Consider the following 26,963-nt stretch of genomic DNA (forward strand, 5'->3'; position numbering starts at 1 on the left):
CACTGCATGCGCGCGGCATCCCCCTTCCACGCGATGAAATCCAGGCTCATGCCTAGGCATATGGTTGGACGAACCGTCATGCCAAGCATGCTTGCTGAGCTGGCGGCGCGTATCGGCGCAGGTAGTACGGTCCGCATCTCTCATTCCCGAGGATGGGGAGAAGCCACCCTCGTCCGACTTGTTGTCACCTAGGATTGATAACTAATTACAAGCCGCACCGAACTCGCCACAGTGTAGGGGTATGGCCGCGGCACAAGCGAAACCGCCATGTTTGCCCAGCCAGCAAGCTAAAGGAATTGAAACGATGCACCAGGAAGCCTCGACCGAGATAGCGAGTTGCATGGGTCTCATTGATAGCATGCTGCGTGAGCTGTTCCCGGATGACTACGATGCACGATGCATGTACGCCGCTTTCGGTCTTTCCTCACTACTCAGACAATTGGGCCTCAACGCCTGTATTGTTGGAGGTGATTTTCTTACCTTCGCCGTCTCGAAGGACGGCCGGCAAGCAAATTTGCAGGGCTTCGGGCAAGGAAGCGATTCGACATTACCGTCGCATTTCTGGGTCGAGTCCTCAGGACGACTCCTCGATCTAGGGCCTCACTATTTGCCTCGTAAATCCAGCTTTCCCGCTGCGACCATACCAGCGATAGCGCTGCCACTTGCTCAGTCCCTACTGTTCCTTCGATATCGACCGAAAATTCGTTATGAGCCCGACGTACAACTAGCATCGGACGACATCATCACTGGCCGCATGCAAGCATTTCTTAAGGAATGCAATAGCCGGTGGGAAAAGGGAATACGCCCGACGCTACCGACTTGGATTTTCAGCGGAAAGGAAGCGTTGCAGCGAGCCATGACCCGCAGGGACCCTTGGGCACACGGCGCAATTCAATTTGCGAGGCATGCGCGAATCGAAGAGCTTCCGTTCTAGACGATACGTCCTTCCGAAGAATACTTCTTCACGTCCGATCTCCTCAAGCTGTAGGGTCGGACTCTAAGGCTTCGTGCTACTCAATTCCGGGAGAACGTCGGCTTTTCTTATTTCCCAGTGTTGCAAATGACTCGTAGAGAAAAATTTGCTAGTGCTCTATTCAAACAAGTGCGTCTGAGTGGCTAGTGCTTCAGGATCGTAACGGCACCCGGCGGGTGCGCTCGCGATATCGTCTGGATTGATGCGATCAGCGAACGGATGGACGCATGCCAAGCGCAACTCGCAAACTCGGCATTTTTCACGGAGATCCTTGCGATTGTCCACGACCGTTTTATAACCCTCCGATCGCACCATTGTGAACGGATCGTGCGATAGGATGCTTCCGAATGAAATCGTTGTCTCCAGCGGATGAGGCCTGGCCTCAAGCGAAGCATCGACAAACAGATGGCCGGTTAGTTCAGAGGCTTGACGGAGCAAGGAATAGTGCTGCTCATCTACCCGAAACTTCGTTGGGAAGGCTCGGTCACCCGTCAAGCGGTGACGTGTTGCGAAAGCTTCACCGTTGGCATCGTAGATGCTTGTTTGAGTCCATGTCGTGGCCGTTTCCGACGAGAGCTCAAAGCCACAAAATATATGCCCTTCGGACGCACTGATCTCCTGCAATGACGCGTGGATGCTAGCGTGCTCACTGGATGGTGCGAATACTGTGACAAAACGAACCCCCGACGCGACACCCGCAGCCACCCATTCCTTCTGAGACGCCCAAGTTCCTTGAGATTCAAGTGTTAGAGTGTGTAGTATTGGCAATAGAGGGGCCTGTGAAGCCATCTCAAACTGTAACCTACCTTTATCAGCCAATGCCCCGAAGTTCCCTATGAACCGGCGTGTTAGTAAGTCTTGGACGACTGCAGACTGAAGTGCTGCTGCCGAGAGATCAATACCGCCATTGGATGCGATACGGCTGGCTAAGGCCTCAGGAATTCGGACAAGGCGACGGCGGTATAAGTCGTAGAGTGCCGAGCGTCGAGCCCCGTTGACCAAGATGACTTGATGTCCAAGTTGCATATTCGCTGCGTCCTTACCTTAGACCAGCCAGGGCTTGGCCGAGGCCCAAGCGAACGTTGTCCAAACCTTCAAACAAAACAAAACGCCCTCGGCCATTGGTGAGGAACAACGTTGGCGCGATGCGTAGTGACAACTCATGCGGAAGTTCATCGATCGGTACGATAGTAGCCCCTTGGAATGCGGCTGGAGCACTGGGCGGGTATCCTCGAATGGCGATAGTCGTATCGAAACGGTCGCCAAATGCTTTAACGAAGGCCACAACATCCTCCATTGCAGTAGCGCATGCCGCGCATCCGATCTCACCGAAAAATCCGAGATGAAGGCGAGCGTTGTCCGCTGGCTCTGCTTTGGTTCCCAGCACTCCGACATCTATCTGAATCCATCGCCGCTTGCCCTCAGCCACCGATGACTGGCGCGTGAGACGATACTGCGCATACACCGCCACCCCCATCATTAGAGCTGTCGCGAGCGCAACTATCACGAGCCGGGAGAAATCCCAAATCCACGGGCCGCCCGGAACGATGTCAGCCATCCACACAGCCGCCACCATCGCGCCAAGTGAGATCCCGATGGGTAGAACTCGAACCATGAAACGGGCATCGTTTCCAAAACAAGCGCAAGCTTGCCCTGTTCTCCGAAGGAGTATGTAAGCTGGAATGCAGCCGATCACAACCGCCGCCGCAATTAAATCGCCAGCAGCGCAACCAAAAGTGCTGCCTAAGAAAAGAGTTCCGAGAATCTGTAGAACGGACCATAACCATGATTCTGTTGCCACTGATCGACTAGTCATGCTCATCCGCACCATGAGTGCATAGGCGCACATGGCCAACGCAGTGGACTGGAACGCAAGCCGCACCACCACCACGACTGCACCACCCAACACAGCTCCGACTTCGATCATGGCACGGTCACGTTTATAGAGCTGCCGTGCCCTGAAGTGTTAAGCCCCTTGATGACATACCGCCCTGGCGTGACAAACAAAAAACCCGACCACCCGTTGTTCACCGCGAGGAATCGGTCCTCAGGCACGCTTCCTATGGGCGCTTCGCGACGATAAGCCTGAATGAGGCAAGCACCTTCTTTGCTTGGGCACAATTCATTGGAATTAACTCGGAGAGGGTGTCTGAGCCCAGCTAAGGTGAGCCAGGAACTTTTGGTGGCCCTCTCTCGATCCGACGCCATAGTCGCTGGTGTGATTATCTCAGCATCGACACGTAAACGAGCCGTGTTAGTCGTAGTATCTGGCAATGCAGCATTGACCAATCGGCGAGAAATGACGCTCTTGTCACACTGCGCTTCCGCTCCCCGCGTCTGATCAATACTGAATATGCGGCCAGGATAAGTGTGCTCCAGCTTCTCGCCAAGCCAACCATCGGCTTTGCTAACATGGGCGTGGCCTGCGACCACCACTAACCGACCCCCACCAAGTTTAATGAAGCGGTTCAGCGCCGCCGCTTGAGAAGCCTCCCGATCTTCCCCCTCTGTATCTGTGTCGTATGGGACCAGTTGAAACCCGAGCTCTACGGCTCGATGGACCAATTGCGCCTCAACGGGCTCACGGAGGTAAACGCCAGATGATGGGGCGTCGGGAACGAATCCCTTGGCCAGTTGCTGCGCCACGGTGTCGCTGGGAATACTCTCAAGCGCGAGTCGCTTGAATCCCATGTCTTTCAACACCGGAAGCGCCTCGATTATGGCCGCGCGCGTCATGGGATTAAGATGGTCTTCGTTGATCAGCAAGACTTCTATGTCGGATCCGATCGTTCGCGCACTATCCGGCCAGCGCGCTCCAGTTGCACAATAGGGACGCACGGGTCTATGGGCATTCTTGATCTTGCGAGCATCAGCGTACCGGCCAACCATGGCATCGGACGTCCCCATCAGCTGCGCGACCGACCAGCGGTTAATCACGTGCTCTGTGGCGTGACGCATCTCCTCAAATGCGACCACCAGATCCACACGGTCTTGGGCAAAATCGGTGAAGGCCGCGTTAACCTCGGTGGCTTGTGGCACATCGGCCGAAAGGTACGGGATGGTGGCAGGCTGTACGGCACTTGATAACCCAGCGGCTGGCAGTGCAAACGTACCGATCGCACACATGGCGACCATTGACCTAAAATGTGTCGCTCGCTGGTTGGTGTGATTCATTAGGGTTTCTCGACTAGTTGAAATGGCGCGAGCGGCTCGCCATCGATGCGCTCCAAAATGAAGCCGTTACTTTCACAGCAAGGCATAAGTGATGCGAGAAATACGGTGTTCTCCTGCGCGCGGGAACGCTCGTAGTCCTCACGCGAAGATGGTCGAAAAGGATGAATGTTGACTTCGTTGATCAGCGGGTATCCGTGGCGAAATGCGTCAGCATCGTTCACGCGTCAGCTCCTCAATGATTGTCTGGGAAATGGGGTAACCAGTTGCTGCTTCGATCCAGCCCCATTGGCCGGCGTTGTTAAGCTCTAGGAATGTGACCAACCCATCTTCGTTAATAACCAAGTCGAGTGCACCATACGTCAGGCCTAGTGCTCGAGTAAGAGCTATGGCACGACTGGCAGATAACGGATCTAGCTCAAACCGAAAGTAGCTGTCATTGGTCGAAGACCAGTGCCGGGTATCAACGGATGTTGCCTTGTGTTGGCTCGCCGCAAATCCAGCACTGAACACTCGATCGCCGATCACAATGGTTCGAAGCTCGATCTCCTTCTTTGCCACTGCTTGGAGAAAAACAGGGGACGGACCGATGGAATCGAACTTCCATGCATCAGCGCGATTCATCTGATGTGCAAAGAGCAGCCTGTCCGCGTTGTCAGAGGGGTTCCCAGGCGAAAGGCGCTTAATAATAATTTCGCCCTCTTCATCGAGGAATTTTCGCGCCTCAGTCGCGCAACTGGTTATCAATGTGCGCGGAATCCGAAACCCAATAGAAGCGCTCAATTCAAGTTGATTAATCTTGTTTGCGCTGGTCATAAGGGCAAGGAAGTCGTTCGCCCAAACAGCTCGTTTCGTCCACGTAGACAACGCGATCAAATACGTCGACCACTCCGCGTACACAAGATTCTCCCGGGAAGCGAGCCCAAGAGGTCTCGAAATACCGAGGCCTCGCGTCCATACACCGCTGATGTCATTTGAGTAATGCCGGTCGTTGTTGAGTACAATATATCCAGAATCATTACGTATCTCAGGATCGAAAGAGCGTGTCAACGCGGGCAGCGCATTGGTATCTAAATATAAACCAACTGCACCGCACCATTGCGCGGCCGTTAACAAGCGGCCCAGATTCGGTTCGCTTCTTGGTGCAATGAAAAGAATTTTTTTGCGTGGCATACAATCGTCCTTAAAATTGCGGCGGGACAGTCCCACCGCAATTTTTATGACTTACTCGCAGCCGTCTTCAGCGCTGCCATTCGGATGCACAGTCATCGTGCGGTCTGTGCCGGGGCCGCACTTCGGAAGAAGGCCACCGAGAACCTGGTTCAGTTCAGCGAGATCATGAAGCTCTTTCATTGTGCTTTCCTCATTTCAGGCCTCAGCATTCCATCCTAGAACACATTCGGCGTTATTTAAATTTCATCCATGAATTTCAAAATTACGAGAGAATTTTCGCCGAAAGATCAATAATGCGATCCGCCGACGAGATGGTGGATTCACGGTGCGCGATGATTAATCGTGTCATTTTAAGTCCGGAAATCGCCTTATTGATCGATGCCTCACGCTCACGGTCCAAATGACTTGTTGCCTCATCTAATACAAGAATCTGTGGTTGCGCATATAAAGCGCGCGCTAATAGAACCCGCTGCTTTTGCCCTCCAGAGAGAGACGATCCCATGTCGCCGACCAATGTTTCGTAACCCATCGGCATCGCAATGATATCGTCGTGGATTCCAGCCAACCGACATGCGGACTCGATGTCATGGCTATTCGCAGTAATATCGAAAAAGGCCACGTTATCCGCTATCGACCCCGCGAAGAGATGGTCATCTTGCATAACGGAGGCGACCATCCGACGGTATGCCGGCATGTTAATTTTTGCGATATCGACACCGCCGATGGCAATGCTGCCTTCGGTACTCTGAAGCAACCCTAATATCACTTTTGCCAGTGTCGTTTTCCCACAACCAGACTGGCCGATAATCGCAACTGATTCGCCTGGAAAGACGGTGAAGGTAACGTTCTTGAATACGAACGAATCACTCTCGGAGTAGCGAAAGCTGATATTTTTAACGGATATCTGAGAAGTTCTTGGTGTGATACCAGGTACAGGGCGTCCCTCGTCCTCGGTGTGCGTGAGAACGATATCTCCGATTCTTTCGGCGTGTAAATTAAGCAATCGAAAGTCGACGAAGCGATCCATTAGCGAGGCCGCTCGTGACGTGAATTGATCAGCGTAGGCAATGAATGCGACCAGCATGCCTGCCGAAAAGGAGCCACCCAGGCATAGTCGGGCACCGAATGTGATCAATCCCACACGAAGCAGAGTGAAAAGAGCCTGATTGACTGTGGTAAAGACGGTAGAGATGCGCTGAACACGGAGATCTTGACGCGCGGCGGCCAGCGTAGCGTTATCTAGTCGCGAACATCGAATAGACTCGCCGGCCATCAATTTGATGGTCTGAACACCTCGGACGGACTCCATCAATTCGGTCTGCTGACGAGCCGCATAGACAAGCTGTTCCTCGGTGTATCTCCAGAGTATGTGGAACGATGCAATTCGAAACAGTGCGTAGAGTAGGAAACCAGCAACCACAATTGCAGCCATCGGGCTACTGAACAAGGATGCCATGACACCCAATGCTAAGACGCCAACGAGTCCGTTCAAGACTGCTTCAACAAAGGCCCCTGTTAGTGTGGTTTGAACAGCCTTTACTGACATGAAGCGAGAGACAACATCGCCCATGTGGCGCCGCTCGAAATACTCCATGGGAAGACGGAGAAGGTGCCTAAATATGTTCGAAATCCACTGCGCATTAAAAGAAATGCCGACCCAGCTGACGATCCATCCTCTCAATGCGTTCAATGCACCTTGGACCAGTACTACGACAGATAGGCCGATGCCGATTGCAGCGAGAAGGTGCGTGTCAGCTGATACCAGCACGTCATCCACAACCCACCGTATCTGAAATGGAACAAGTAGGCCTATCAATTCGGCAGCCAGTGCGAGGCCAAGTACTTGAACAAGCGACCAGCGCAGACCTACGATACGTCCAGTGACATCACGCCATCCGGGTCCCTTAACTGATTTTACCGACGCGAAGCCAGCAATAGGGCTGAGTTCTAACGCAACGCCTGTGAACTTTTTGCTGAACGAGTCGGGCGATACCCGGACACGGCCTTTGGCGGGGTCGAGTACAGTGTAGCCGCGTGAATCTACCTTCGTCAGCACAACGTAGTGGTTCATCTCCCAATGAAGAACACATGGAAGCTGTAGTCCACCGAGTTCATTTGGCTCAACCTGTATCGCGCGCGACTTAAGCCCCAAGTCGGCAGCGATCTCCATTAACTGAACGAGACTAGTCCCGCGCGCTGATACCGAATAACGTCGTCTTAATGATGCCAAACCGCCGCCAAGTTGGTGAAACTCGCCAATCATGGCTAAGCATGCTAGACCGCACTCAGCCATGTCGGCCTGCATAACGGGGCGGCTTCTATCGCTTGCGAGTGAACGACGCCATTCAACCGCAATGGTCAAAGCGTGATCCCCCGAGCACGCTGGATCGGCTGCTTGCCTATCCCAAATAGCCAATCGTAGAGTGGCCTTTGTTCTAAAAGGATATCAGCGGTCAGACTCATCCCTGACCTTAGGGACCGAGTCGTGTCGACACCAGCAATCTGCTGTTGGTTTAAGTCGACCAACACGCGATAGCTTGGCCGGGTTTCCTCACTCCCAACCTGAGGTTGAGCCACGAGTGGAATTGCGGCTTGTGTTACCTCGGCGACTCGTCCCGTATAAATTCCGAATCTTTGATAAGGAAAACTATCGTAGCGAATACGGACGTCTTGGCCAGCGTGGACCAACCCTACGCTGTTATTTGGTAGCCAAAGCTGGGCCCGGTAGCGTGCGTCAACGGGCAGAATAGTGGCCAGTATCGTCCCTATTGCCACGGCTTCACCCTCTTGCTTCATTACCCCGGAGACCACGCCGCTTGCTGGCGCACGGATGATAATGGCTCTTGCTGCATCTGCTTCGGCTTCTTCCGTTGCGAACTGTGCTTCCAACCTTTGTCGTTCGGATGTTTTCAGTGATGCGGAATTCTTTAGATTGTCTAAAGCCGTTTTTAGCTTCTCGAGATCAGCCATTGCATCTATACGCTGGCCTTGCAGGCGTTTAACGTCGCCAGCGCTTTGGAGTGCCGTATCCTTTTGCTGAAGTAGCTGTTGGGTGCTGATCACACCAGTCTCACCAACTGAAACCCACCTCTCATATAGTGCTTGCGCACTTTTCGCGCGTTGCTCTTGCAAGGAAATCTGGTCCTCGAGATTATCAATCTTCGTCTTTATGTCTGTGATCTGAGTTCGTAACGAGGATTGTCCTGCCGAGGTCAGCTTCGCCTCCGTTTCCGCATCGGAGACCAAAGTTCGGCGCTTAGCGGCGATCGCAGAAAGAATTGAAGCTCGGGAAGCGCCGTGCTCTGTAAGCACATCGGTCGATATCTCAGCAATCAAGTCACCGGCAGCCACGGATGTGCCTTCTGAAACTACCAAATGTTTCACAAGCCCCCGGGAGTCCGACAGCACTTCTATAGCTGCACGTGTAGGCACTAAAGTTCCAACGACTGTTTCCCGGTGGGTATAAGTCATGACGCTGGCGACAATGATAAGGCCCGCAATGAACGCGATGGCGACTCCTAGCGCACTCCACCCTACGCGTGGTGGAGAGACCGCAATCACACCGAGAAACGTATTGCGATCATCCCTACATGCTTCGCTGCGGAAAATTGAATCATTTCGGGGAGGCGGAACCACTGCACCATTCATAGGGTAAATCTTATTAAGGTCTCCGATTAAATGTCTGTAGGGATGCGCCTACATTTACGTAATCAATATCTCACATGGGTGGTCGACTTTTGGTTGACAGCAGTTTTGAGAACACCGCTCCAATCTACAAATTGCTTCGCTCGGACGACGCTCCCGCTTTCAGTAGCATTCGACTTTAGAGCCCGAGTGTCATCGTAGACGCTCTCGCAGCCAGTTGTTGTGCATAGGCATCGGGCGTCGGTCCACCGAGAATTTTCTTTGATCGACCCTCGTTATATTCCCGGCGCCAAGCCTCGATCACGACGCGGGCGTGCGCCCGGCTGGGGAACCAGTGTACGTTCAAGCATTCTTCGCGAAGGCGGCCACTGTGCGATTCGATGTAGGCGTTTTGATTGGGCTTACCCGGCTCGATCAGGCGCGGCATGACACCCCTCTCGGGTGTCCAGGTCAGCATCGTGCGACCGCAGAACTCCTTGCCGTTGTCGGTGCGGATCACCTGCGGCAGGCCACGCGTCACACGGAGCTGATCCAGGATACGGGTGAGCTGGTGCCTACCGATGGCCCGCTCCGGCACGATCGCCATTGACTCGTGCGTCGCGTCGTCGGCGATCCCCAGACACTTGATGACACAGCCTTCGGCCGTGCGATCGAATGCGAAATCCATCGACCACACCTCGTTCGCGGTGCGTGGCCAAACCAACGGCTGCTGCTCGGACATGAGCACCTTCTTGCGATTGCGCCGCCGCACCTGCAGCTTCGCCAAGGCGTACAGTCGATCGACGTGCTTGTGACCGTCAGGCCGGCCTGACAAAGAAGACAATGACCTCGCCGGATTCTTCCGCCACCGACGCCCCCCCGGTTTTGAGTAACACCGCAGTTTGGAGTCCAATCCCCCAACCGAAGGAGATTGGACGTGAAGAAGCGGTTTACCGAAGAACAGATCATCGGCTTCCTGCGCGAGGCGGACGCCGGTCTGCCGATCAAGGAGCTGTGCCGCAAGCACGGCTTCAGCGAGGCCTCCTACTACCTGTGGCGCAGCAAGTTCGGCGGCATGAGCGTGCCGGACGCCAAGCGCCTGAAGGAGCTGGAGACGGAGAACACGCGGCTGAAGAAGCTGCTGGCCGAGCAGATGCTTGAGAACGAGGTGATCAAGGACGTCCTGCGAAAAAAACCGTAGGCGCACCGACCCGGCGAGCGTTGGTGCGCCAGATGATCGACAAGGGGCTGAGCGAGCGGCGCTCGTTGCGCGTCGTGGGCATGAGCGCCAGCGTGTATCGCTATCAGACGCAGCCGGACCGCAACGTGGCGCTGCGGCGGCGGATCGTGGAGCTGGCGCAGCGGCACAAGCGCTATGGCGTGGGAATGATCCACCTGAAGCTTCGGCAGGAGGGCGGCGAGCCGGTGAACTACAAGCGCGTGGAGCGGCTGTATCGGGAGGCGCGGCTGCAGGTGCGTCGGCGCAAGCGGAAGAAAGTGCCGGTGAGCGAGCGGCAACTGCTGTGTCGTCCATCGGCACCCAACGAAGTGTGGTCGATGGACTTCGTGTTCGATCGCACCGCCGACGCTCGCGTGCTCAAGTGCCTGACCATCGTCGATGACGCCACGCATGAATCGGTGGGCATCGAAGTCGAGCGGGCGATCTCCGGCACGGGCGTGACGCGCGTGCTGGATCGCCTGGCGATCATCCGCGACCTACCCAAGACGATTCGCACCGACAACGGCAAGGAGTTTCGCGGCAAGGCGATGGTCGCCTGGGCACACGAGCGCGGCGTGCAGCTACGCCTGATCGAACCGGGCAAGCCGAACCAGAACGCCTACATCGAATCGTTCAACGGTCGCCTGCGCGATGAGTGCCTCAACGAACACTGGTTTCCCGGCCTGCTGCACGCCCGCACCGAGATCGAACGCTGGCGCCGGGAGTACAACGAGGAGCGACCGAAGAAGGCGTTGGGCGGACTGACACCTGCCGCCTACGCGAAGCAGTTAAAGTAACTCTGGACTCTAAACCGACCCGCTACTCAAAGCGGGGGGACGTCGACCGGACGGCATGACGGCCGCGGGGTCGCGCACGCCGGCGTAGACCTCGCGGGCTCCGCGGGCGGGCAACTCGCGCGTGAATGCCAGGCCGATGCCACGATTAGCTCACGTGACAAGGGCAACAGCGTTCTCAATCTTCATAGGAAACTCCATGGGTAGGAATAAACAGGCTCACTTGATCTTGACGACGACTTTGCCCTTCGCACGGCCCGATTCGACGTAGGCCAGAGCTTCGTTGGTCGACTCGAATGGAAAAACTCGGTCCATCACAGGATGGATGGACCCAGCCTCGATGAGGCGGGTGATCTCGCGTAGCTGATGTCCATCGGCCCGCATGAAGAGGAACGAATACTTCAGGTCACGACGGGTCGCCTTTTTCCTGACGCCGGCACTCAGCAGACGGACGATGAGGCTCACGAACCACGGCGCTCCGATTCCTTTTGCGAAGGCGGGATCGGGAGGGCCGGAAATCGAAATGAGAGTTCCGCCGGACTTCAGCACGCGCAGGGATTTCTCCAGCGCCACCGCATCCTGGCTATGCAGGACCACATCGCAGTTCTGCAGCACTTTCTCGAAATCGTCTTTCTTGTAGTCGATGACGATGTCTGCCCCAAGGCCCTTCACCAAGTCGGTGTTTACGCTGCTCGTGGTAGTGGCTACCGTGGCCCCGATATGCCTGGCCAATTGAATGGCGAAGGTGCCGACGCCGCCGGATCCCGCCTGGATGAAGACCTTCTGCCCCTTCTTCAAATGGGCTCTTTCAACCAAAGCCTGCCAGGCCGTCAAACCGACCAGCGGGATCGATGCCGCTTCTTCCATGGTGATGTTCCTGGGTTTGGGCGCGACATCGTTTTCATTCACGGCAATGAACTCCGCAAACGTACCGATGCGGTGATCAGGTACCCGCGAATAGACTTCGTCGCCTACTTTGAATTGCCGCACTCGCGATCCAACTTGAATCACGACGCCAGCCACGTCATGGCCCAGTACAAGCGGCATGCGGTAAGGCAGGATCAGCTTGAACTCGCCGCTTTTAATTTTGGAATCCAGCAGGTTCAAACCTGCGGCGTGAACCTCGATCAGCACATCGTTGTCCCGAAACTCAGGCTTCGGCATTTCGCCAAGCCGCATCGGGCTCTTCTTGCTGTACCCATCGACGATGAACGCTTTCATGATGTCCTCCCTACCAGCACCGCATCGAGTCCCAGATCTCTTCGAATCCCAGCGTCGACCAGGCGAGCCGGCGCGAATCTGCGAAGGAACTGCAGGCTGCGCGCGCGCGCGCCAGCTGTGTAACGGAGCTTCGGACGGGGCGCGAGGGCGGCCCGCAGTACGGCATCGGCTACAACACCAGGCTTGTCTCCAGCCTCGACGAGCTCTTTCGTCTTTTCCGCCAAGGCCGCACGAATCTCGCGGTATTCATCGAGCTTCGAGTCAGGCTCCAGAAAGTTCGCGTCGAACTGCGTCTTTGTGTATGCGGGCTCGATAACCGAGACCCGGATGCCCCTGGTGCGCAACTCATGATCGAGCGATTCCGAATAGCCTTCGACCGCGTGCTTGGTTGCCGCATAGAGCGCCCCGTATGGCATCGGCAGAAAGCCGAGGACAGAGCTGATGTTGATGATCCGGCCAACCCCTTGGCGTCGCATGTGGGGCACGACGGCACGGGTCATCCGGATCATTCCGAAGAAGTTGGTGTCAAAGATCGCCTGCGCCTGCTCGATGGAACTTTCTTCCGCTCCAGCGGGCGCAACGCTGAAGCCGGCATTGTTCACGAGCAAGTCGATGCGGCCTTCCAGCCGGATCACTTCTTCGACCGCAGCAGCGGCCGACTCATCCCGCGTCACGTCAAGCGACAACATCGAAAAGGGGTGCTGGCTTGTCTGCGCCACGCGTCTGCTGGTGCCGTAGACCGTGTAGCCCGCGATGGCGAGCCGCTCTGCCGTGGCCTTTCCGATGCCTGAGGAGGCTCCGGTGACGAGCGCAACAGATTTCTTGAGTTTCATGGGAACGCCTTTTGATGAGTAGTCATGAATTCGGTCGTGGAGAAGCGATGCAGGGCCGTCGGGTCAAAGTGGTGTCGTGGTCTTGTGACTTACATATGATATTCATCATATTTGTACCCAAATAAAAACGCTGACGAGGCTGCGACCACACTCAGGCACCAGCAGGGGCGAGGTGTTTCAACGCCGCCTTCAACAGCGCGTCGGAAAGTTTGGGGTCGTCGACAGCGCGTGCCATGACCAATGCGCCAACCATCGTGGCTGCAGTGACCAGCGCGTGCTCATGCGCACCGGGCTGTCCCCAGTCGGGCGACTGACGGGCAACAACATCGATCATTTCCTTGATGCGGCGCGTGGCGGCTCTTCGCACCTCGGGTGCCTGACGTGGCATCTCCGAACCGAGGGCAGCTACCGGGCAGCCCATTTCCGGGCTTTTGAGGTGGTCCTTGGATAGATAGGCGCGCAATAGCCACTGCAGCGCCTGCTCTGGCGGTGCGGTAGCGGCGACACGCGTCGATGTGGCGACGGCCTCGGCGCCGGCACGATCTGCGGCCTCGGCGAGCATCGCCTCGCGCGAAAGGAAGTGAGCATAGAAACCGCCATGCGTAAGGCCGGCCTCCTTCATGATGTCGGCAACGCTGGTGCCGTCATAACCGCTGCGCCGGATGGCGCGCGCAGCGGTTTCGACGATGCGTTCGTGCGTAGCTTCTTTGGATCGGGCGGGTGTTTTTCTCATATGATATACATCATATTTCGATCTTTCGCCGAACGCAAGACGGTATAGCCATCGGCGGCACACACTTTTTATCGGGCTCGCACGCACATTGGTGCCATACCCATGTGTGGACATGACACCCCGGCAGCTGTCGCGTCCACACGCCACTCTGCTAAGTTGCGCTCTTGCCATTCCGTTGCCGCAGGGGAACTCGATGCTTTGCCGCCGTCTCATCACCGTATTCACGCTGACCAGCGCCTTGCTGGCACTACCCGCTATCGCCGCCGAGCAGAGCAAGCCCACGCCTACCGCGAAGGAGCTGCTGGCCAAGTCCACGCCGGCCGAGTGGCGCACGCCCGATCCGCAGAACCTGATCTTCATGCAGTTGCCGCAGGGCCGCGTTGTGATCGAGCTGGCGCCGGACTTTACCCCGCTGCACGCGGCGAATATCCGCACCCTGGTGCGCGAGCACTACTTCGACGGGCTGGCGATCATCCGGGTGCAGGACAATTTCGTCACCCAGTGGGGCGATCCCAACGACGACGACAACGGTGACAAGAGCAAGATCCGCCCGCTGGGCAAGGCCAGCAAGACGCTGCCGCCCGAATACACCCGCGCTATCGATCCGAAACTGCCGTGGACAGCGTTGCCGGACGGCGATGTGTACGCGCCCGAAGTCGGCTTCTCCGAAGGCTTTCCGGCCGCGCGCGATCCGGCCAGCGGACAGGAGTGGCTGACCCACTGCTACGGCGCCGTCGGCGTGGCGCGCGACGTCGACCCCCAAACCGGCAGTGGCAGCTCGCTGTACGCGGTGATCGGCCAGGCGCCGCGCCGGCTGGATCGCAACCTCGCCATCGCTGGGCGCGTGCTGGAGGGCATGCCGCTATTGTCCGGCCTGCCGCGCGGTGCCGAGCCGATGGGCTTTTACACCAAGCCGGCGCAGCGCATCGCTATCGGCTCGGTCCGGCTCGCCGCTGACATGCCGGCAAAAGAGCGCCCGGCGATTGAAGTGCTGCGCACCGACAGTCCCACCTTCGCAGCCTTGATCGACGCCAAGCGTAATGGTCGCAGTGCGTTCTATGCCTTGCCGCCAGGCAAGGTCGATCTGTGCAGCATCGACGTGCCGGTACGTGAGCCGACGCCCGCAATCAAGGCGGCACACTGATGTCCGACACCCGGCAAACATTTTGTTCAGCTGGGTCGGTTACCTTGCAGACTATGTGGCCCACTGCGGAAATCGTTGCATGGCGTTGAACGACACCTTGAGCTTTCTGCGTGCATGGCTGCGCGACCCCCGCGGGATCGGCGCAGTGACGCCGTCCGGGGCAGCGCTGGCCCGACTGATGACCGCTCACGTCAGCCAGCTGGACGGCCCGGTGATCGAGCTGGGTCCCGGCACCGGTGCGCTGACCCGGGCGCTGCTGGCGCGCGGCGTGCTGCCCCACCGGTTGGCGCTGATCGAAGCCGATCCGCATTTCGCCGACGCGTTGACCAAGCGCTATCCGAAAGCCACCATCCTGCGCATGGATGCGGCACAGCTCGGGAATACCGAGTCTTTGTTCGGCGAAGAGCGCGCCTGCGCCGTAGTCAGCGGCCTGCCGCTGCTGTCGATGCCGGCCAGCCAGGTCGCCGCGATCGTGCAAGGCGTATTCGAACGCCAGCTGCGCAGCGACGGCATGTTCTACCAGTTCACCTATGGCCCGCGCTGTCCCCTGCCGGCCGCCCTGCTCAAACGCCTGAACCTGCAGGCGCAGCGGGTCGGCAGCGCGTTGCTGAACCTGCCGCCAGCCGCGGTTTACCGGATCAGCCGGTGCGCGGACGTCCAGGTCGCCGCCTGACGCGAGTTCTGCGCTAGCCCCCACTGCAACTCGAACCGTTGGCCAGCGTAACGCGGCGAAAGCATTCGCATGCGCCTCTGAAAGAGTGAATCACGGCTGAGCGCAAACCGTGTTGCATACATAACTTTTTCATATTCTCGGCTATCTCTCGAACCCGTCTCCCGAAATATGACGCGAAATGCGGCATGTTCGGGTCCGGTCGACGAATAAGGAGCAAGGATGAAGCGCAGCGGGAAAATCGCAAGCTGGATCGCAAGCGTGCTGCTGGCACTGATCGTGGTGGTGCTGGCCGTGGTCACCATGTTCGACTGGAACCGCGCGAAGCCGTTCATCAGCGACAAGGTGAGCCAGGCCATCGGTCGCCCGTTCGCGATCAACGGCGACCTCAGCGTGAACTGGCAGCGCGACCGGACGGGCAGCTGGCTCGGCTCGCTGCTGCCATGGCCGGAGTTCACCGCGAAACAGATCACCATCGGCAACCCGGACTGGGCCGCGCAGCCCCAGTTCGCCCAGCTCGACGCCTTGCAGTTCCGCCTTTCGCCGCTGGCGCTGCTAGCCCATCGCATCGAAGTGCCTTCGCTGCAGCTGGTGCACCCGAGCATCGATCTGCAACGCGACAAACAATCTCGCGCCACCTGGGACTTTGTGCTGCCGCAGAGCAGCCAGCCTTCCGGCTGGTCGCTGGCGCTGGGTAGGATCGGTTTCGATCGCGGCCAGATCACGCTGGATGACGCGACCAGCGGAGTGAAGCTGCAGGTGATGCTGGAGCCGTTGCAGGGCGCCATTCCGTACGACCAGATCGTGGCCCAGCAATCGACCGACGCACGCGCGCAGGCCGGCAGATCGGCCGGCACCGACGCAAAGAAGGCGCTCGATCGCGCTGCCACCAGCGCCAACAAGAACGATGCCACGGCAACCGTCGGCAATGCCAAATCGTCCACCGTCTATCTGTTCGGTTGGAAGGCCACGGGCAGCTACCGCGGCACACCGATCACCGGCCATGGAAGAACCGGCGGCGTGCTTGCCCTGCAGAACGCCAGCGACCCATTCCCGCTGCAGGCTGACATGCAGGTCGGCGACAGCCACATCGCACTGGTCGGCACACTGACCGACCCGATACATCTGGGCGCGCTCGACGTGCGCCTGTGGTTCTCCGGTTCCAGTATGGCCAAGCTGTATCCGCTCACCGGCGTCACCCTGCCCGACACGCCGCCGTACGCGACCGAGGGTCATCTCAAGGCCGAGTTGCATCGCGGCGGAAGTCGCTTCAGCTACCAGAATTTCCGCGGCCGGGTCGGCGGCAGCGATCTTGCCGGCAACCTCCTGTTCGTCACCGGCGGCGAACGCCCGAAGCTGAGCGGCGATCTCCACTCCCAGTTGCTGCAGTTCGCCGACCTGGCACCGCTGATCGGTGCCGACAGCAATGCCCAGAAACAGCAGCGCGGCGATGCCACGGCGCAACCCGCCGACAAAGTATTGCCGATCGAACCGTTCCGTACCGACCGTTGGCAGGCGATGGATGCGGACGTGAACTTCACCGGAGCGCGCATCGTGCACGGCGAAGCGCTGCCGATCGATTCGCTGAGCACCCACCTGGTCATGAACAACGGCGCGCTCTATCTCGACCCGCTCCGCTTCGGACTGGCCGGCGGCTCGGTGCGCAGCAATATCACGCTCGACGGCAGCCAGGCGCCGATGCGCGGCTTGATGAAACTCGATGCGCGGCATCTCAAGCTCAAGCAGCTGTTCCCCACCTTCGCACCGATGCAGACCAGCTTTGGCGAGATCAACGGCGACGTGACGCTCGACGCCCGCGGCAATTCGGTCGCCGCTCTGCTCGGCAGCGCCAACGGCGAGCTGAAGCTGCTGATGAATGACGGCGCGATCAGCAAGACCTTGCTGGAGACCGCCGGCCTCAACGTGGGCAACATCGTCATAGGCAAACTGTTCGGCGACAAGACAGTGAAGATCAACTGCGCCGCCAGCGACATGACCGCCAAAGATGGCCTGTTCGACATGCGGCTGTTCGTGTTCGACACGGATGATGCGGTGATCAACGTGGACGGCACCATCAACTTCGCCAGCGAGAAACTCAATCTCGACGTGATACCGCATACCAAAGGCTTCCGCATCTTCTCGCTGCGCTCGCCGCTGTATGTGCAGGGCACGCTGAAGAACCCCGACGTCGGCGTGCACGCCGGTCCGTTGCTGGCCCGCGGTGCCGGCGTGGTCGCGCTCGGCGTGGTGGCTGCGCCCGCCGCTGCACTGTTGGCGCTGGTGTCGCCTAGCCATGGCGACAGCGGCGACAACACATGCGGCGTCGTGCTCCAGCAGCTGCGCAGCTCGGGCAAGATGATGCCGTCCGCGGGAAAGACCCCTGCCCCCGCCAAGCAGGGCAAGAAATAAATCAACCGAACTTGCCTTGGCGAAAGTGATGGGCGGAGGGGACTCGCCGCGCCTAGAATGCGGCTCCCCTCTTTCCGTGAACGCTCCTCGATGCAAGCAGCCAGCAAAGCCCGCCTGCAGATTCATTTCTGCGTGGTGCTGTGGGGCTTCACCGCCATTCTCGGCAAGCTGATCACGCTGCCGGCGTTGCCGCTGGTGTGGTGGCGCATGTTGCTGGTGATGGCGGCGTTGCTGCTGATGCCCAAGGTCTGGCGCGGGTTGCGCGCGATGCCGCCGCGACTGCTGCTGGCGTATGCCGGCATCGGCGTGCTGGTGTCACTGCATTGGCTCACCTTTTATGCCTCGATCAAACTGTCCAACGCTTCGGTCGGCGCCACTTGCATTGCACTGGGGCCGGTGTTCCTCGCCTTCATCGAGCCGTGGATCGCCAAACGCAGGTTCGATCCGCGCGAGCTGGTGATCGGCGCGGTAGTGGTGCCAGGCGTGATGATGGTGGTCGGCGGCGTGCCACATGACATGCGTCTGGGCATCGCGGTGGGCGTGCTGTCGGCACTGTTCGTGGCGCTGTTCGGCTCGCTCAACAAGCGGATGGTCGAGCACGGCGATCCGCTCACGGTGACCTGTATCGAACTGGGCACCGGCACGCTCTTTCTCACCCTGCTGGCGCCGCTGCTGCCGCATTCCGGCCCGGCCTTCATGCTGCCGAATCCGCACGACGCGCTGATGCTGCTGGTGCTGTCGTTCGGCTGCACCTTGTTGCCGTTCACGCTGGCACTCGTTGCGCTGCGCCACCTGAGCGCATTCGGCACGCAGATGGTGACCAATCTGGAACCGGTCTACGCGATCGTGCTGGCGATCCTGCTGCTGGGCGAGCAACGTCAGCTGGATCGCTGGTTCTACGCCGGCGTGGTGGTGATCCTCGCCGCAGTGTTCGCGCATCCGCTGCTCAATCGCAGACAGCGCGCCACAAACCAGCCCGAACTGCTCGGCACCAGCGAAAGCCACGGCATGGTCGACTGACTGAGTCAGCTGCGTGCGAGCCGTTCGCGCAGATGGTCGATGAAACTGCGTACTTTCGCTGGCGGCTGTTTTCCAGGGTAAACCGCATGGATGCCGCCTTGGGGCAACCGGTACTGCGCCAGCAAGACCACCAGCCGCCCGCTGCGGATGTCTTCCTCGGCCAGGTAATCCGGCAGCACCGCCACGCCGGCACCGGCCAGCACCATCGCACGCACGGCGGCCGCATTGTTGGCCTGCGCCACCTGCCGCATGCGCACGCTGCGCCGATGGCCGCTGCCGCTGACAAAGGTCCAGCGCAGCGGCGTGGCCAGCACCGACATGGCGATCCAGCCATGCGCGGCCAGATCTTCCGGCCGACGCGGCGTACCGTGTACTGACAGATACGCCGGCGCAGCCACGACCAGCTGGCGGAAGCTGCCAAGCCGCGTGGCGTGCATGCTGGAGTCGCGCAACCAGCCTAACCGTATCGCCAGATCGAATCGTTCGGCGATCAGGTCGCTGATGCGATCGCCGATCGCCAGATCGACCTGTACCTGCGGATGCAACTGACAGAAACTCGCCAGCGCCGGCGCCACTACCGCCATGCCGTAGTCGGTCGAAGTGGTAAGGCGCAGCGTGCCGCTGGGCGTGTCGCGATTGCTGCCTACGCGCTCGATCGCTGCCTCGGCATCGGCCAGCAAGCGTACGCAATCGGCGTGGAAACGAGTGCCGGCCTCGGTCAGCGACATGCGCCGCGTACTGCGCAGCAGCAGCGTCACGCCCAGCTCGCGTTCCAGCTTCGCCAGATGCTGGCTGACCATCGCCTTGGTCAGTCCCAGTTGTTCGGCTGCCGCGGTGAATGAGCCCGCGCGTACCAGCGCCACGAATACCGCCAGCCGGTTGAGATTGATTTCGTTCGCCATGGTTGTCACTGTCAATTAAAAATTTACAGTGAATTATGCATTGTGCGATTTATCAAACCAATGAGATGGCGCATGCTTTCTCCCGTCAACCGCCGACAATCCGTCGCGCGGCATACCTCGACTGGAGCCACCCATGAAAATCGCACTGTTCGGCGCCACCGGCCATCTCGGCCAGGGCATCCTCAAGGAAGCGCTGTCACGCGGCTACGACGTGACCGCGATCGTGCGTGACCCGTCGCGCCTCGCTCAACGCGACGACAAGCTGAAGGTCGTCACCGGCGACGTCGCACAACCTGCCAGCTGGATCGATGCCGTACGCGGCGCCGACGCCGTGGTGGCCAGCCTGTCTGCCCGCCGCGATGGCGACCCCGACAGCGTTCCCGCCAATGCGGGCGTGCTGCTGGACAGCTTGCCCAAGGCCGGCGTGAAGCGGCTGCTATGGGTCGGCGGAGCCGGTTCGCTGGAAGTGGCGCCAGGCGTCAAGGTGATCGACGACCCGCATTTCCCTGCGGCCTGGAAACCGGAAGCGAATGCGCAAGCCAAGGCACTGGACGTGTTCCGCGCCAGCCAGGCCGACGTGGACTGGACCTACATCAGCCCGGCCGCCCTGATCGAGGATGGCGAACGCAGCGGCAAATACCGTGTCGGCGGCGACCAGCTGCTGGCCGACGCCAACGGCGTCAGCCGTATCACGGTTCCCGACTACGCTGTCGCCCTGCTCGATCGGATCGAACAGCACGACGCGTTGCGCAAGCGCATCACCGTCGCCTACTGAGCGCTGCTTGGCGTGGCCATGCTGGCCGCTCCGGCGGGCATGGCCATGCCGGGCGGCTGACCGGCATCCGGATGATCGTGCGCATGCTCGTGATCGCCGCCCATATCCATGTCCATGTCCTCATCCGGCGGCGCCTTGGCCACGATGTCCTTGTACTGCGCCGGCGTCATGTCGGGCAGTTTCTGCAGGAACGCCACCATGCTCCAGATGGTGGCGTCGTCGTGGCTGGAACCCCACGCCGGCATCGCGCTCATCTTGACGCCGTGCTTGATCACCCAGAACGCCTCGCGCGGATCGGGCCGGAACTTCGACAATTGCGGCGGCTTCGGGTACATGCCCGGACGCATTTCGTTCTCGGCCATGCCCGGTGCCAGGTGGCAACCGGTGCACATCGCCGCGTACTGGCCGGCACCTTTGAGGATCAGCTGCGGATCATCGAGGTTGGGCACCACGATGTCCTTCGCATGGTGCTCGATCGAGCGCTCGCGCAGCGCCTGCATCATCACGTAGACGGGTTTCGTGTGGGGGGCGTCCGCGCCGATGTTGTAGACGCCGGAACAGACGAAAGCTGCAACGGCGGCGACAGCGATGACGCAGAGAATCGCGAGGGTGACGATGAGTCGTTTCATGGGCTTTCCTCAGAACCGGGTCAGAACCAGATGCGGACACCAGCAACCCATTGCTGGTCGAAAACAGCCTGATGCTCGTCGCGAGCCAAGTCGGCGGTGGCTCCGAAGCGGCGTACCCAGACTACGCCGATATACGGCGCAAATTCGCGCCGGATCTCGTAGCGCAGGCGCAGTCCCAGCTTCGCATCCGTGAGCCCGTTGCCGATGCCGCGCGCCGGATCGGACTTGCCATGGAAGTTGACCTCCAGCTCCGGCTGCAGAATCCATCGCTGAGTGAACAACAACTCGTAGTCGGCACGCAAACGCGCTGCGGTACGCCCGGAAGACCCGGCATAAGCGGTTGCCTCGATCTCGAACCAGTACGGCGCCAGGCCTTGCACGCCGAAGGCTGCCCACTCCCGCTTCGGGCCGGCCCCGAAATCATGGCGCACACCCAGCTGCGTACTCCAGAATGTGGCGACGGCATGATTCCACAGCGCCTCGAGCTCGCCATCTTCGAGCCTGCCGCCGCTGTGTTCGCCCTCGCTGCGTAGCCATAATTTGTCCGCGTCATTGCCGTACCAGCCTTCGGCCTCCCACGACTGGCCGTTCCCGTCGCGGCCATGGAACGCTTCCAGCTGATCCACCAGCAGCATGCCGGTCGGCGCGCTGCCGTGCATGTGCAGCCCATGCGCTGGACTGGCGGCGATGCCGTCGGAATAATCGCCGCCGCGTGCGTCCGCTGGCGCGCGGCCGCCTTGCATCGGCCCCATGATCATGCCCGACGTCGAATCCATGTCATGCGCCGCACCATGGCTGGAGTCCGGCGTCGCCTGGTGATCCATGACCGAGTGATCCATGACCGACATGTCGTGGCCGGATGTCGCAGGCGCGGCAGGTGTCGGCCCGTGATCCATCTCTGACGCGGAACCGTGACCCATGCCGCCCATATCCTGCATTCCCGTGGACGAAGGTGTCGACGTGGCGGGAGCATGCGGCTTCTTCGCCTTCTTGATCGGCGCTTTCGTCGGTGGTTTCGCGGTGCTGCTTGTGCTGGCCGGCATCGCCATGTCATGCATGCCGGCCTGATCCATGCCAGACATGGCATCCATGTCCATCGGCGCCGTACTGCTCGACGACGCCGGAGCGCTCTGCGCCGTTGCCGCCAGCGGCAACACCAGCAGCAGCGCTGCCAGCAACGCCGAACAACGCGGAACAATCGAGGTGTTGCGGCGATGCATCCTCATGACACCACCACCTCGCGGAACATGCCCGCCTCCATGTGATAAAGCATGTGGCAGTGGTAGGCCCAACGCCCTGGATTGTCGGCGGACACCGCATAGGTAATGCGCTGCGCCGGCTGCACGTTGATGGTGTGCTTGCGCACCTGAAACTGGCCGTCCGGAGTTTCCAGCTCGCTCCACATGCCATGCAGATGGATCGGATGGTTCATCATGGTGTCGTTCACCAGGACGATACGCAGCCGCTCGCCGGTGTTGAAGTGGACCGGCTTGGCATCGGAGAACTTCACGCCGTCGAACGACCAGATGAAGCGTTCCATGTTGCCGGTCAGGTGCAGTTCGATCTCGCGGCTGGGTTCGCGCGTATCGATCGGACCGCCAATGGTATGCAGGTCGGCGTAGGTCAGCACGCGTCGGCCGTTGCCGCGCAGTCCGATGCCCGGATCGTCGAGATTGGTGCGCGGCATGTCGACATGCATGTCGACACCGGGGCCGTATTCGGTACGGGCGTGGCGAACGACAGGTGTGGGCGCGGCCGCCATGCCGGCCATGTTGCCCTGATCCATGGCAGCGTGACCCATGGCGGCATGATCCATACCGGGCATCGCGGCATGACCACTACCGTGATCCGCGTGCGGCATGGCGCCCATCATGTCCTGCATACCCAGCCATACACGCCGGTCCATTGCCGGTATCTCGGCGGACATCCCCAGCCGCGGTGCCAGCGTGCCGCGAGCATGGCCGCTGCGATCGATCGACTGGGCGAACAAGGTATACGCACGCTCGTCATGCGGCTCGACGATGACGTCGTAGGTCTCCGCCACCGAGATGCGGAACTCGTCGACCGGCACCGGCTGCACGTCCTGGCCATCGGCCGCGATCACCGTCATCTTCAAGCCGGGAATGCGCACGTCGAAAATGGTGGACGACGAACCGTTGATGAAGCGCAGCCGTATCTTTTCGCCGGGTTTGAAAATGCCGGTCCAGTTGCCGGCCGGCGCGGCGCCGTTCATCAGGTAGGTATAGGTGTAAGCGGAGACGTCGCCGAGATCGGTCGGGTTCATGCGCATCTCGTTCCACATCTTGCGCATCGCCAGCGCCTGACCCAGCCCTTTCTCGCGCACGTCGCGAAAGAAGTCCGGCGCGGTCGGCTGCGCGAAGTTGTAGTAGTCGCTCTGCTTCTTCAGTTTGGCGTAGATGCGCTCGGGATTCTCATCGGTCCAATCGCTCAGCATCACCACATAGTCGCGATCGGTCGGATAACGATCGGGGCCGGCCGGTTCGATCACCAGCGGACCGTACAAGCCGGTCTGCTCCTGGTAACCCGAATGCGAGTGATACCAGTACGTGCCTGACTGGCGCACCTGGAACCGGTACGTGAAGGTTTCGCCGGGTGCGATGCCATCGAAGCTGAGGCCCGGCACACCATCCATGCCGGCCGGCAGGATGATGCCGTGCCAGTGAATCGAGGTCGGCATGTGCTGCAATCGATTGGTTACGCGCAAGGTGACCGTGCTGCCTTCCTTCCAGCGCAGGATCGGGCCGGGAATGCCGCCATTGATGGTGACCGCCGGTCGCGTCTTGCCGGTGTAGTTGACCGGTGCCTCGACGATGTCCAATGCAAAATCGGTACCGCTCAACACGGTGGGATGTCCGGGGCTGGTCAGTGCCCAGACGTTCGAAGGCCACAGCAGGCCAAGACCGGCCGCCGCGCCGCCCAAGGCCACGCCCTGGACAAAACGCCGTCGCGACAGATCAGTCGCCGGCGACGGAAAAAGTGATTTCATGGAATCTCTCCAGCGGGGAAAGCGCCGGCAACCCGTGCCGGCCATACGCACCTGGCGCGCTCGCTATGACGCGGGCGAGCGCGGCCGAGGCCCATCGCGATGAGCGAAGGTCAGCCTGTTGGAGGTCGCAACGGCGGTGCGTGGGGGATGCTGGGCGGGGCCGCGACTGATGCAGAGCGCTGCACGGCAACCAGCGGCGCCGGAGCGAGTTCAGCCATGGCAACGGCCGGCAATACACTGCCGCACACCATCGCGCAGTGACAGGCATCCGTCGATGCCTGCTGGCCATGGCCCCGACCGCCACAGCAATCGGCATCGACCTGCATGGTGTGCTGGCCGTGGCCGGCCAAATAGGCCACGGACGGCACCGGGCCCGCCTGATGCGCGTCGCTCATGGCCATTCCGCCGGGTGTGCCATACGCCGGTGTCACGGCAAGAATCAGCCACGCCAACCACGCCAGCGCGCGAAAGCGTGACGAGTATGCGAAGTGGCGAAGCGTGCGGCTCATCGGCGCAGCTTACGTGCTGCCTCGCCAGGGCTCAACTCTGGAGCTGCATCCACACGCGATCGGCCCGGCCGGAAGACCAGGCATGCTTCCACTCCACACCAACCGGGCTACTTCTACCGGACTACTTGGTGTAACCCATGTGCAGCGTGATCTTGTCACCGGCCTTGAGATCCGCCACCGATGCCGGTGGGAAATGTACGCGCAGCGACATGCCAGCGCTGGTCACTTCGACCATGCCGGTGGTGGTGTCGACGGAGGTCACGGTAGCGGGCATCTGATGCATGCTGCTGTTCATCTTGTGCATGCTGCCTTTCATCTTGTGCATCATCGAGTCGCTGTGCATCTGGCCCATGCTGCTGGCGGAAGAAGCCGGCGCCATGCTGCCGGCTTCCTGGGCGCTAACCGTGGTGACGGCCAGACCAAGACCGAACACGACTGTTGCCAGGATGGTTTTCGGCGAAAACATCATGTTGATTCTCCGGGCGGAAGGCAGTCAGGCCGGGATGCCTGACCGGTTGCGATCACGCAACAGGCAAAGCCTGCACCGGCGAATGTGCAGGAATGGTTTACGTTACGGGGAAGGACAGCATCCGCGCATCTATACTTGGCTCCCCTGCCCGCCGTGACCGCCATGAATTACCGCCACGCCTATCACGCCGGCAATTTCGCCGATGTCCTGAAACACACCGTACTGCTCGCGCTGATCGAGGCAATGCAGGCCAAGCCGACGCCGTTCTGTTACATCGACACTCACGCCGGCAGTGGAAACTACCCGCTGGACGGATTCGAGGCAAAGAAGACCGGCGAATACAAGGACGGCATTACCCGGCTGCATCCGGCCGAAAAGGTGCCGCCGCTGCTGCAGCGATGGCGCGCCGGCATCCTCGGCGGCGAAGGCAACGAGCAGGGGTTGAAGCATTATCCCGGCTCGCCGCTGCAGGTCGCCCGGTTATTGCGTCCGAACGACAGCGCGCAGTTGTGCGAGCTGCATACGGAAGAAGCCTCCAAGTTGCGCGACCTGTTCCGCGGCAACCCGCGGGTGCACGTGCATCAGCGCGACGGCTACGAGGCGCTGAAGGCGCTGCTGCCGCCGAAGGAAAAACGCGGCCTGGTACTGATCGATCCGCCGTACGAGGCGCAAGAGGCCGAGTACAAGCTGATCGAGAAGGCTTTGAAGGAGGCGCTGCTGCGCTGGCCCACCGGCGTCTACGCCGTGTGGTATCCGATCAAGCTGCGCAGCCAGGTGCAGCCGTTTCTGCGCGGCCTGCAGCGCAGCGGTGCGAAACGCGTGCTGCGCGTCGAACTGCTGGTGCATCCGGACGACTCGCCGCTGCGCCTCAACGGCTCGGGCATGGTGATCCTCAACGCGCCGTGGAATCTCGACGACGTGCTGCGCGAACCGCTGCGTGCTCTGGCCAGCCTGTTGTCGCAGGAGCGTCCTGCCGAAACGAAGCTGGACTGGCTGCTACAAGAGGGCGCCGAACCCGCCGCACCGAGTCCGCTGCCGCCGTCGCGCCTGCTGCGCCCAGCTACGCCGCCGCCACGCCGGCGCTGACGCCATCGGCGACACGCACTGCGCTGGCCCCGCTTGTTGTAGCGTAGCGATCATCGATCACTTTCACGCACCGCCACAGGAGTCCGCCATGCGTACCACCGCCCGCTCCCTGCTCTGCCTGCCCGCCTTGCTGGTTCTGCTGTCCGTGCTCGGCTGTGCGCCGGCACCTCTCTACAAGGCGACCGCACAGGCAACGGCCGCCACGCCGTTCCAGGTCGCGCAAGCGCCCGAACGCTATGCCGGCGGCGACATCATCTGGGGTGGCCGCATCGTGCAGGTCAGCAACTTCAACGACCACAGCGAAGTCGAACTGCTGGCCTATCCGCTGGATGGCTCGCAGCGACCGAAGGCGAACGACAGCGGCAACGGCCGCTTCATCGCCGTGCTGCCCGGCTACGCGGAACCGCTCGACTACCCCGCGGGCGCGCTGATGACGATCAGTGGCAAGCTCAACGGCAGCCGCGCCGGCAAGGTAGGTGCAGCCGATTACGTATTTCCGCTGATCACCGTGGCGCAGTCGCACGTGTGGACGGCCGACGAAATGAACAAGGGCCGCAACAACATCCACTTCGGCGTGGGTGTGGGCGTCGGCATCCACTGAC

Annotated in this window: 24 protein-coding genes and 1 pseudogene; 9 read left to right on the top strand and 16 right to left on the bottom strand. The window is 60.2% G+C overall.

The window, feature by feature from the left end; all coding sequences use genetic code 11:
• Nucleotides 1–304 precede the first annotated feature (304 nt).
• The gene (locus BUA26_RS20190) at nucleotides 305–934 is read left to right on the top strand and encodes a hypothetical protein (RefSeq protein ID WP_143154279.1); all 630 of its coding nucleotides are present in this window, start codon (nucleotides 305–307) and stop codon (nucleotides 932–934) included.
• Nucleotides 935–2,012: 1,078 nt separating this feature from the next.
• Here BUA26_RS20190 and BUA26_RS20195 read toward each other — a convergent pair.
• From BUA26_RS20195 to BUA26_RS14245, 7 genes and pseudogenes are all read right to left on the bottom strand, one after another.
• Nucleotides 2,013–2,900: a hypothetical protein gene (locus BUA26_RS20195; RefSeq protein ID WP_143154280.1), complete on the bottom strand. Its 888-nt coding sequence runs from the start codon at nucleotides 2,898–2,900 to the stop codon at nucleotides 2,013–2,015.
• On the bottom strand, nucleotides 2,897–4,147 hold the full coding sequence (locus tag BUA26_RS14225; RefSeq protein ID WP_143154281.1) for a hypothetical protein: 1,251 nt from the start codon (nucleotides 4,145–4,147) through the stop codon (nucleotides 2,897–2,899). The genes BUA26_RS20195 and BUA26_RS14225 overlap by 4 nt, the downstream gene beginning before the upstream one ends.
• Nucleotides 4,147–4,368, bottom strand: a complete 222-nt coding sequence (locus tag BUA26_RS20200) for a hypothetical protein (RefSeq protein WP_143154282.1) — start codon at nucleotides 4,366–4,368, stop codon at nucleotides 4,147–4,149. The genes BUA26_RS14225 and BUA26_RS20200 overlap by 1 nt, the downstream gene beginning before the upstream one ends.
• Nucleotides 4,355–5,317, bottom strand: coding sequence for an MvdC/MvdD family ATP grasp protein (locus tag BUA26_RS14230; RefSeq protein ID WP_143154283.1), 963 nt, complete (start codon nucleotides 5,315–5,317; stop codon nucleotides 4,355–4,357). The genes BUA26_RS20200 and BUA26_RS14230 overlap by 14 nt, the downstream gene beginning before the upstream one ends.
• 262 nt (nucleotides 5,318–5,579) lie before the next feature.
• Nucleotides 5,580–7,622: a peptidase domain-containing ABC transporter gene (locus BUA26_RS14235; RefSeq protein WP_083573011.1), complete on the bottom strand. Its 2,043-nt coding sequence runs from the start codon at nucleotides 7,620–7,622 to the stop codon at nucleotides 5,580–5,582.
• 53 nt (nucleotides 7,623–7,675) lie between these two features.
• Entirely contained in the window at nucleotides 7,676–8,965 is a 1,290-nt protein-coding gene (locus tag BUA26_RS14240) for an HlyD family secretion protein (protein WP_083573012.1), read from the bottom strand.
• A 175-nt stretch (nucleotides 8,966–9,140) separates the two neighbouring features.
• Nucleotides 9,141–9,755: pseudogene (locus BUA26_RS14245) on the bottom strand (integrase core domain-containing protein); the annotation flags it as partial.
• Between the two features lie 123 nt (nucleotides 9,756–9,878).
• On the opposite strand from BUA26_RS14245, the gene BUA26_RS14255 reads away from it, so the two are divergent.
• Nucleotides 9,879–10,957, top strand: a protein-coding gene (locus tag BUA26_RS14255; protein ID WP_143154285.1) for an IS3 family transposase whose coding sequence is annotated in 2 segments (ribosomal slippage) — nucleotides 9,879–10,134 and nucleotides 10,134–10,957 — 1,080 coding nt in all. Because the reading frame shifts where the segments join, the coding sequence is not laid out codon by codon here.
• A gap of 216 nt (nucleotides 10,958–11,173) precedes the next feature.
• Here BUA26_RS14255 and BUA26_RS14265 read toward each other — a convergent pair.
• From BUA26_RS14265 to BUA26_RS14275, 3 genes are all read right to left on the bottom strand, one after another.
• Nucleotides 11,174–12,175 carry an NADP-dependent oxidoreductase gene (locus tag BUA26_RS14265; RefSeq protein ID WP_072761459.1) on the bottom strand — a complete coding sequence of 334 codons (1,002 nt, stop codon included), beginning with the start codon at nucleotides 12,173–12,175 and terminating at the stop codon, nucleotides 11,174–11,176.
• On the bottom strand, nucleotides 12,172–13,008 hold the full coding sequence (locus BUA26_RS14270; RefSeq protein WP_072761460.1) for an oxidoreductase: 837 nt from the start codon (nucleotides 13,006–13,008) through the stop codon (nucleotides 12,172–12,174). The genes BUA26_RS14265 and BUA26_RS14270 overlap by 4 nt, the downstream gene beginning before the upstream one ends.
• Before the next feature lie 151 nt (nucleotides 13,009–13,159).
• Nucleotides 13,160–13,855, bottom strand: coding sequence for a TetR/AcrR family transcriptional regulator (locus BUA26_RS14275; protein WP_255368365.1), 696 nt, complete (start codon nucleotides 13,853–13,855; stop codon nucleotides 13,160–13,162).
• A gap of 79 nt (nucleotides 13,856–13,934) precedes the next feature.
• On the opposite strand from BUA26_RS14275, the gene BUA26_RS14280 reads away from it, so the two are divergent.
• The 4 genes from BUA26_RS14280 (at nucleotide 13,935) to BUA26_RS14295 (ending at nucleotide 18,984) form a co-directional block, all read left to right on the top strand.
• Entirely contained in the window at nucleotides 13,935–14,885 is a 951-nt protein-coding gene (locus BUA26_RS14280) for a peptidylprolyl isomerase (protein ID WP_072761462.1), read from the top strand.
• A gap of 79 nt (nucleotides 14,886–14,964) precedes the next feature.
• Entirely contained in the window at nucleotides 14,965–15,558 is a 594-nt protein-coding gene (locus BUA26_RS14285; RefSeq protein ID WP_072761463.1) for a class I SAM-dependent methyltransferase, read from the top strand.
• Between the two features lie 219 nt (nucleotides 15,559–15,777).
• Nucleotides 15,778–17,964 carry an AsmA family protein gene (locus BUA26_RS14290; RefSeq protein WP_072761464.1) on the top strand — a complete coding sequence of 729 codons (2,187 nt, stop codon included), beginning with the start codon at nucleotides 15,778–15,780 and terminating at the stop codon, nucleotides 17,962–17,964.
• A gap of 90 nt (nucleotides 17,965–18,054) precedes the next feature.
• A complete protein-coding gene (locus BUA26_RS14295) occupies nucleotides 18,055–18,984 on the top strand; it encodes a DMT family transporter (RefSeq protein ID WP_072761465.1) in 930 nt (309 codons plus the stop codon).
• A 5-nt stretch (nucleotides 18,985–18,989) separates the two neighbouring features.
• Here BUA26_RS14295 and BUA26_RS14300 read toward each other — a convergent pair whose 3' ends face one another.
• Nucleotides 18,990–19,886, bottom strand: a complete 897-nt coding sequence (locus BUA26_RS14300; RefSeq protein WP_072761466.1) for a LysR family transcriptional regulator — start codon at nucleotides 19,884–19,886, stop codon at nucleotides 18,990–18,992.
• Between the two features lie 133 nt (nucleotides 19,887–20,019).
• On the opposite strand from BUA26_RS14300, the gene BUA26_RS14305 reads away from it, so the two are divergent.
• Nucleotides 20,020–20,661, top strand: a complete 642-nt coding sequence (locus BUA26_RS14305; protein ID WP_072761467.1) for an NAD(P)-dependent oxidoreductase — start codon at nucleotides 20,020–20,022, stop codon at nucleotides 20,659–20,661.
• Here the strand turns inward: BUA26_RS14305 and BUA26_RS14310 are convergent.
• The 5 genes from BUA26_RS14310 to BUA26_RS14330 all read right to left on the bottom strand — a co-directional run bounded on the left by BUA26_RS14310 (nucleotide 20,655) and on the right by BUA26_RS14330 (nucleotide 25,275).
• On the bottom strand, nucleotides 20,655–21,290 hold the full coding sequence (locus BUA26_RS14310) for a c-type cytochrome (protein WP_072761468.1): 636 nt from the start codon (nucleotides 21,288–21,290) through the stop codon (nucleotides 20,655–20,657). The two genes, BUA26_RS14305 and BUA26_RS14310, sit on opposite strands and share 7 nt — an antisense overlap.
• 20 nt (nucleotides 21,291–21,310) lie before the next feature.
• Nucleotides 21,311–22,516: a copper resistance protein B gene (locus BUA26_RS14315; protein ID WP_072761469.1), complete on the bottom strand. Its 1,206-nt coding sequence runs from the start codon at nucleotides 22,514–22,516 to the stop codon at nucleotides 21,311–21,313.
• Nucleotides 22,513–24,297, bottom strand: a complete 1,785-nt coding sequence (locus BUA26_RS14320; RefSeq protein WP_072761470.1) for a copper resistance system multicopper oxidase — start codon at nucleotides 24,295–24,297, stop codon at nucleotides 22,513–22,515. Before BUA26_RS14320 ends, BUA26_RS14315 begins: the two co-directional genes overlap by 4 nt.
• 110 nt (nucleotides 24,298–24,407) lie before the next feature.
• On the bottom strand, nucleotides 24,408–24,692 hold the full coding sequence (locus BUA26_RS14325; RefSeq protein WP_255368366.1) for a hypothetical protein: 285 nt from the start codon (nucleotides 24,690–24,692) through the stop codon (nucleotides 24,408–24,410).
• Between the two features lie 235 nt (nucleotides 24,693–24,927).
• A complete protein-coding gene (locus BUA26_RS14330; protein ID WP_072761471.1) occupies nucleotides 24,928–25,275 on the bottom strand; it encodes a hypothetical protein in 348 nt (115 codons plus the stop codon).
• A gap of 162 nt (nucleotides 25,276–25,437) precedes the next feature.
• On the opposite strand from BUA26_RS14330, the gene rlmJ reads away from it, so the two are divergent.
• Both rlmJ and BUA26_RS14340 read left to right on the top strand, forming a co-directional pair.
• On the top strand, nucleotides 25,438–26,361 hold the full coding sequence (gene rlmJ / locus BUA26_RS14335; protein WP_072761472.1) for a 23S rRNA (adenine(2030)-N(6))-methyltransferase RlmJ: 924 nt from the start codon (nucleotides 25,438–25,440) through the stop codon (nucleotides 26,359–26,361).
• 88 nt (nucleotides 26,362–26,449) lie between these two features.
• Nucleotides 26,450–26,962, top strand: a complete 513-nt coding sequence (locus BUA26_RS14340; protein WP_072761473.1) for a Slp family lipoprotein — start codon at nucleotides 26,450–26,452, stop codon at nucleotides 26,960–26,962.
• The last annotated feature ends 1 nt before the right edge of the window (nucleotide 26,963 follow it).

This window comes from Rhodanobacter sp. OK091, assembly GCF_900142825.1.
Classification (GTDB): Bacteria; Pseudomonadota; Gammaproteobacteria; order Xanthomonadales; family Rhodanobacteraceae; genus Rhodanobacter.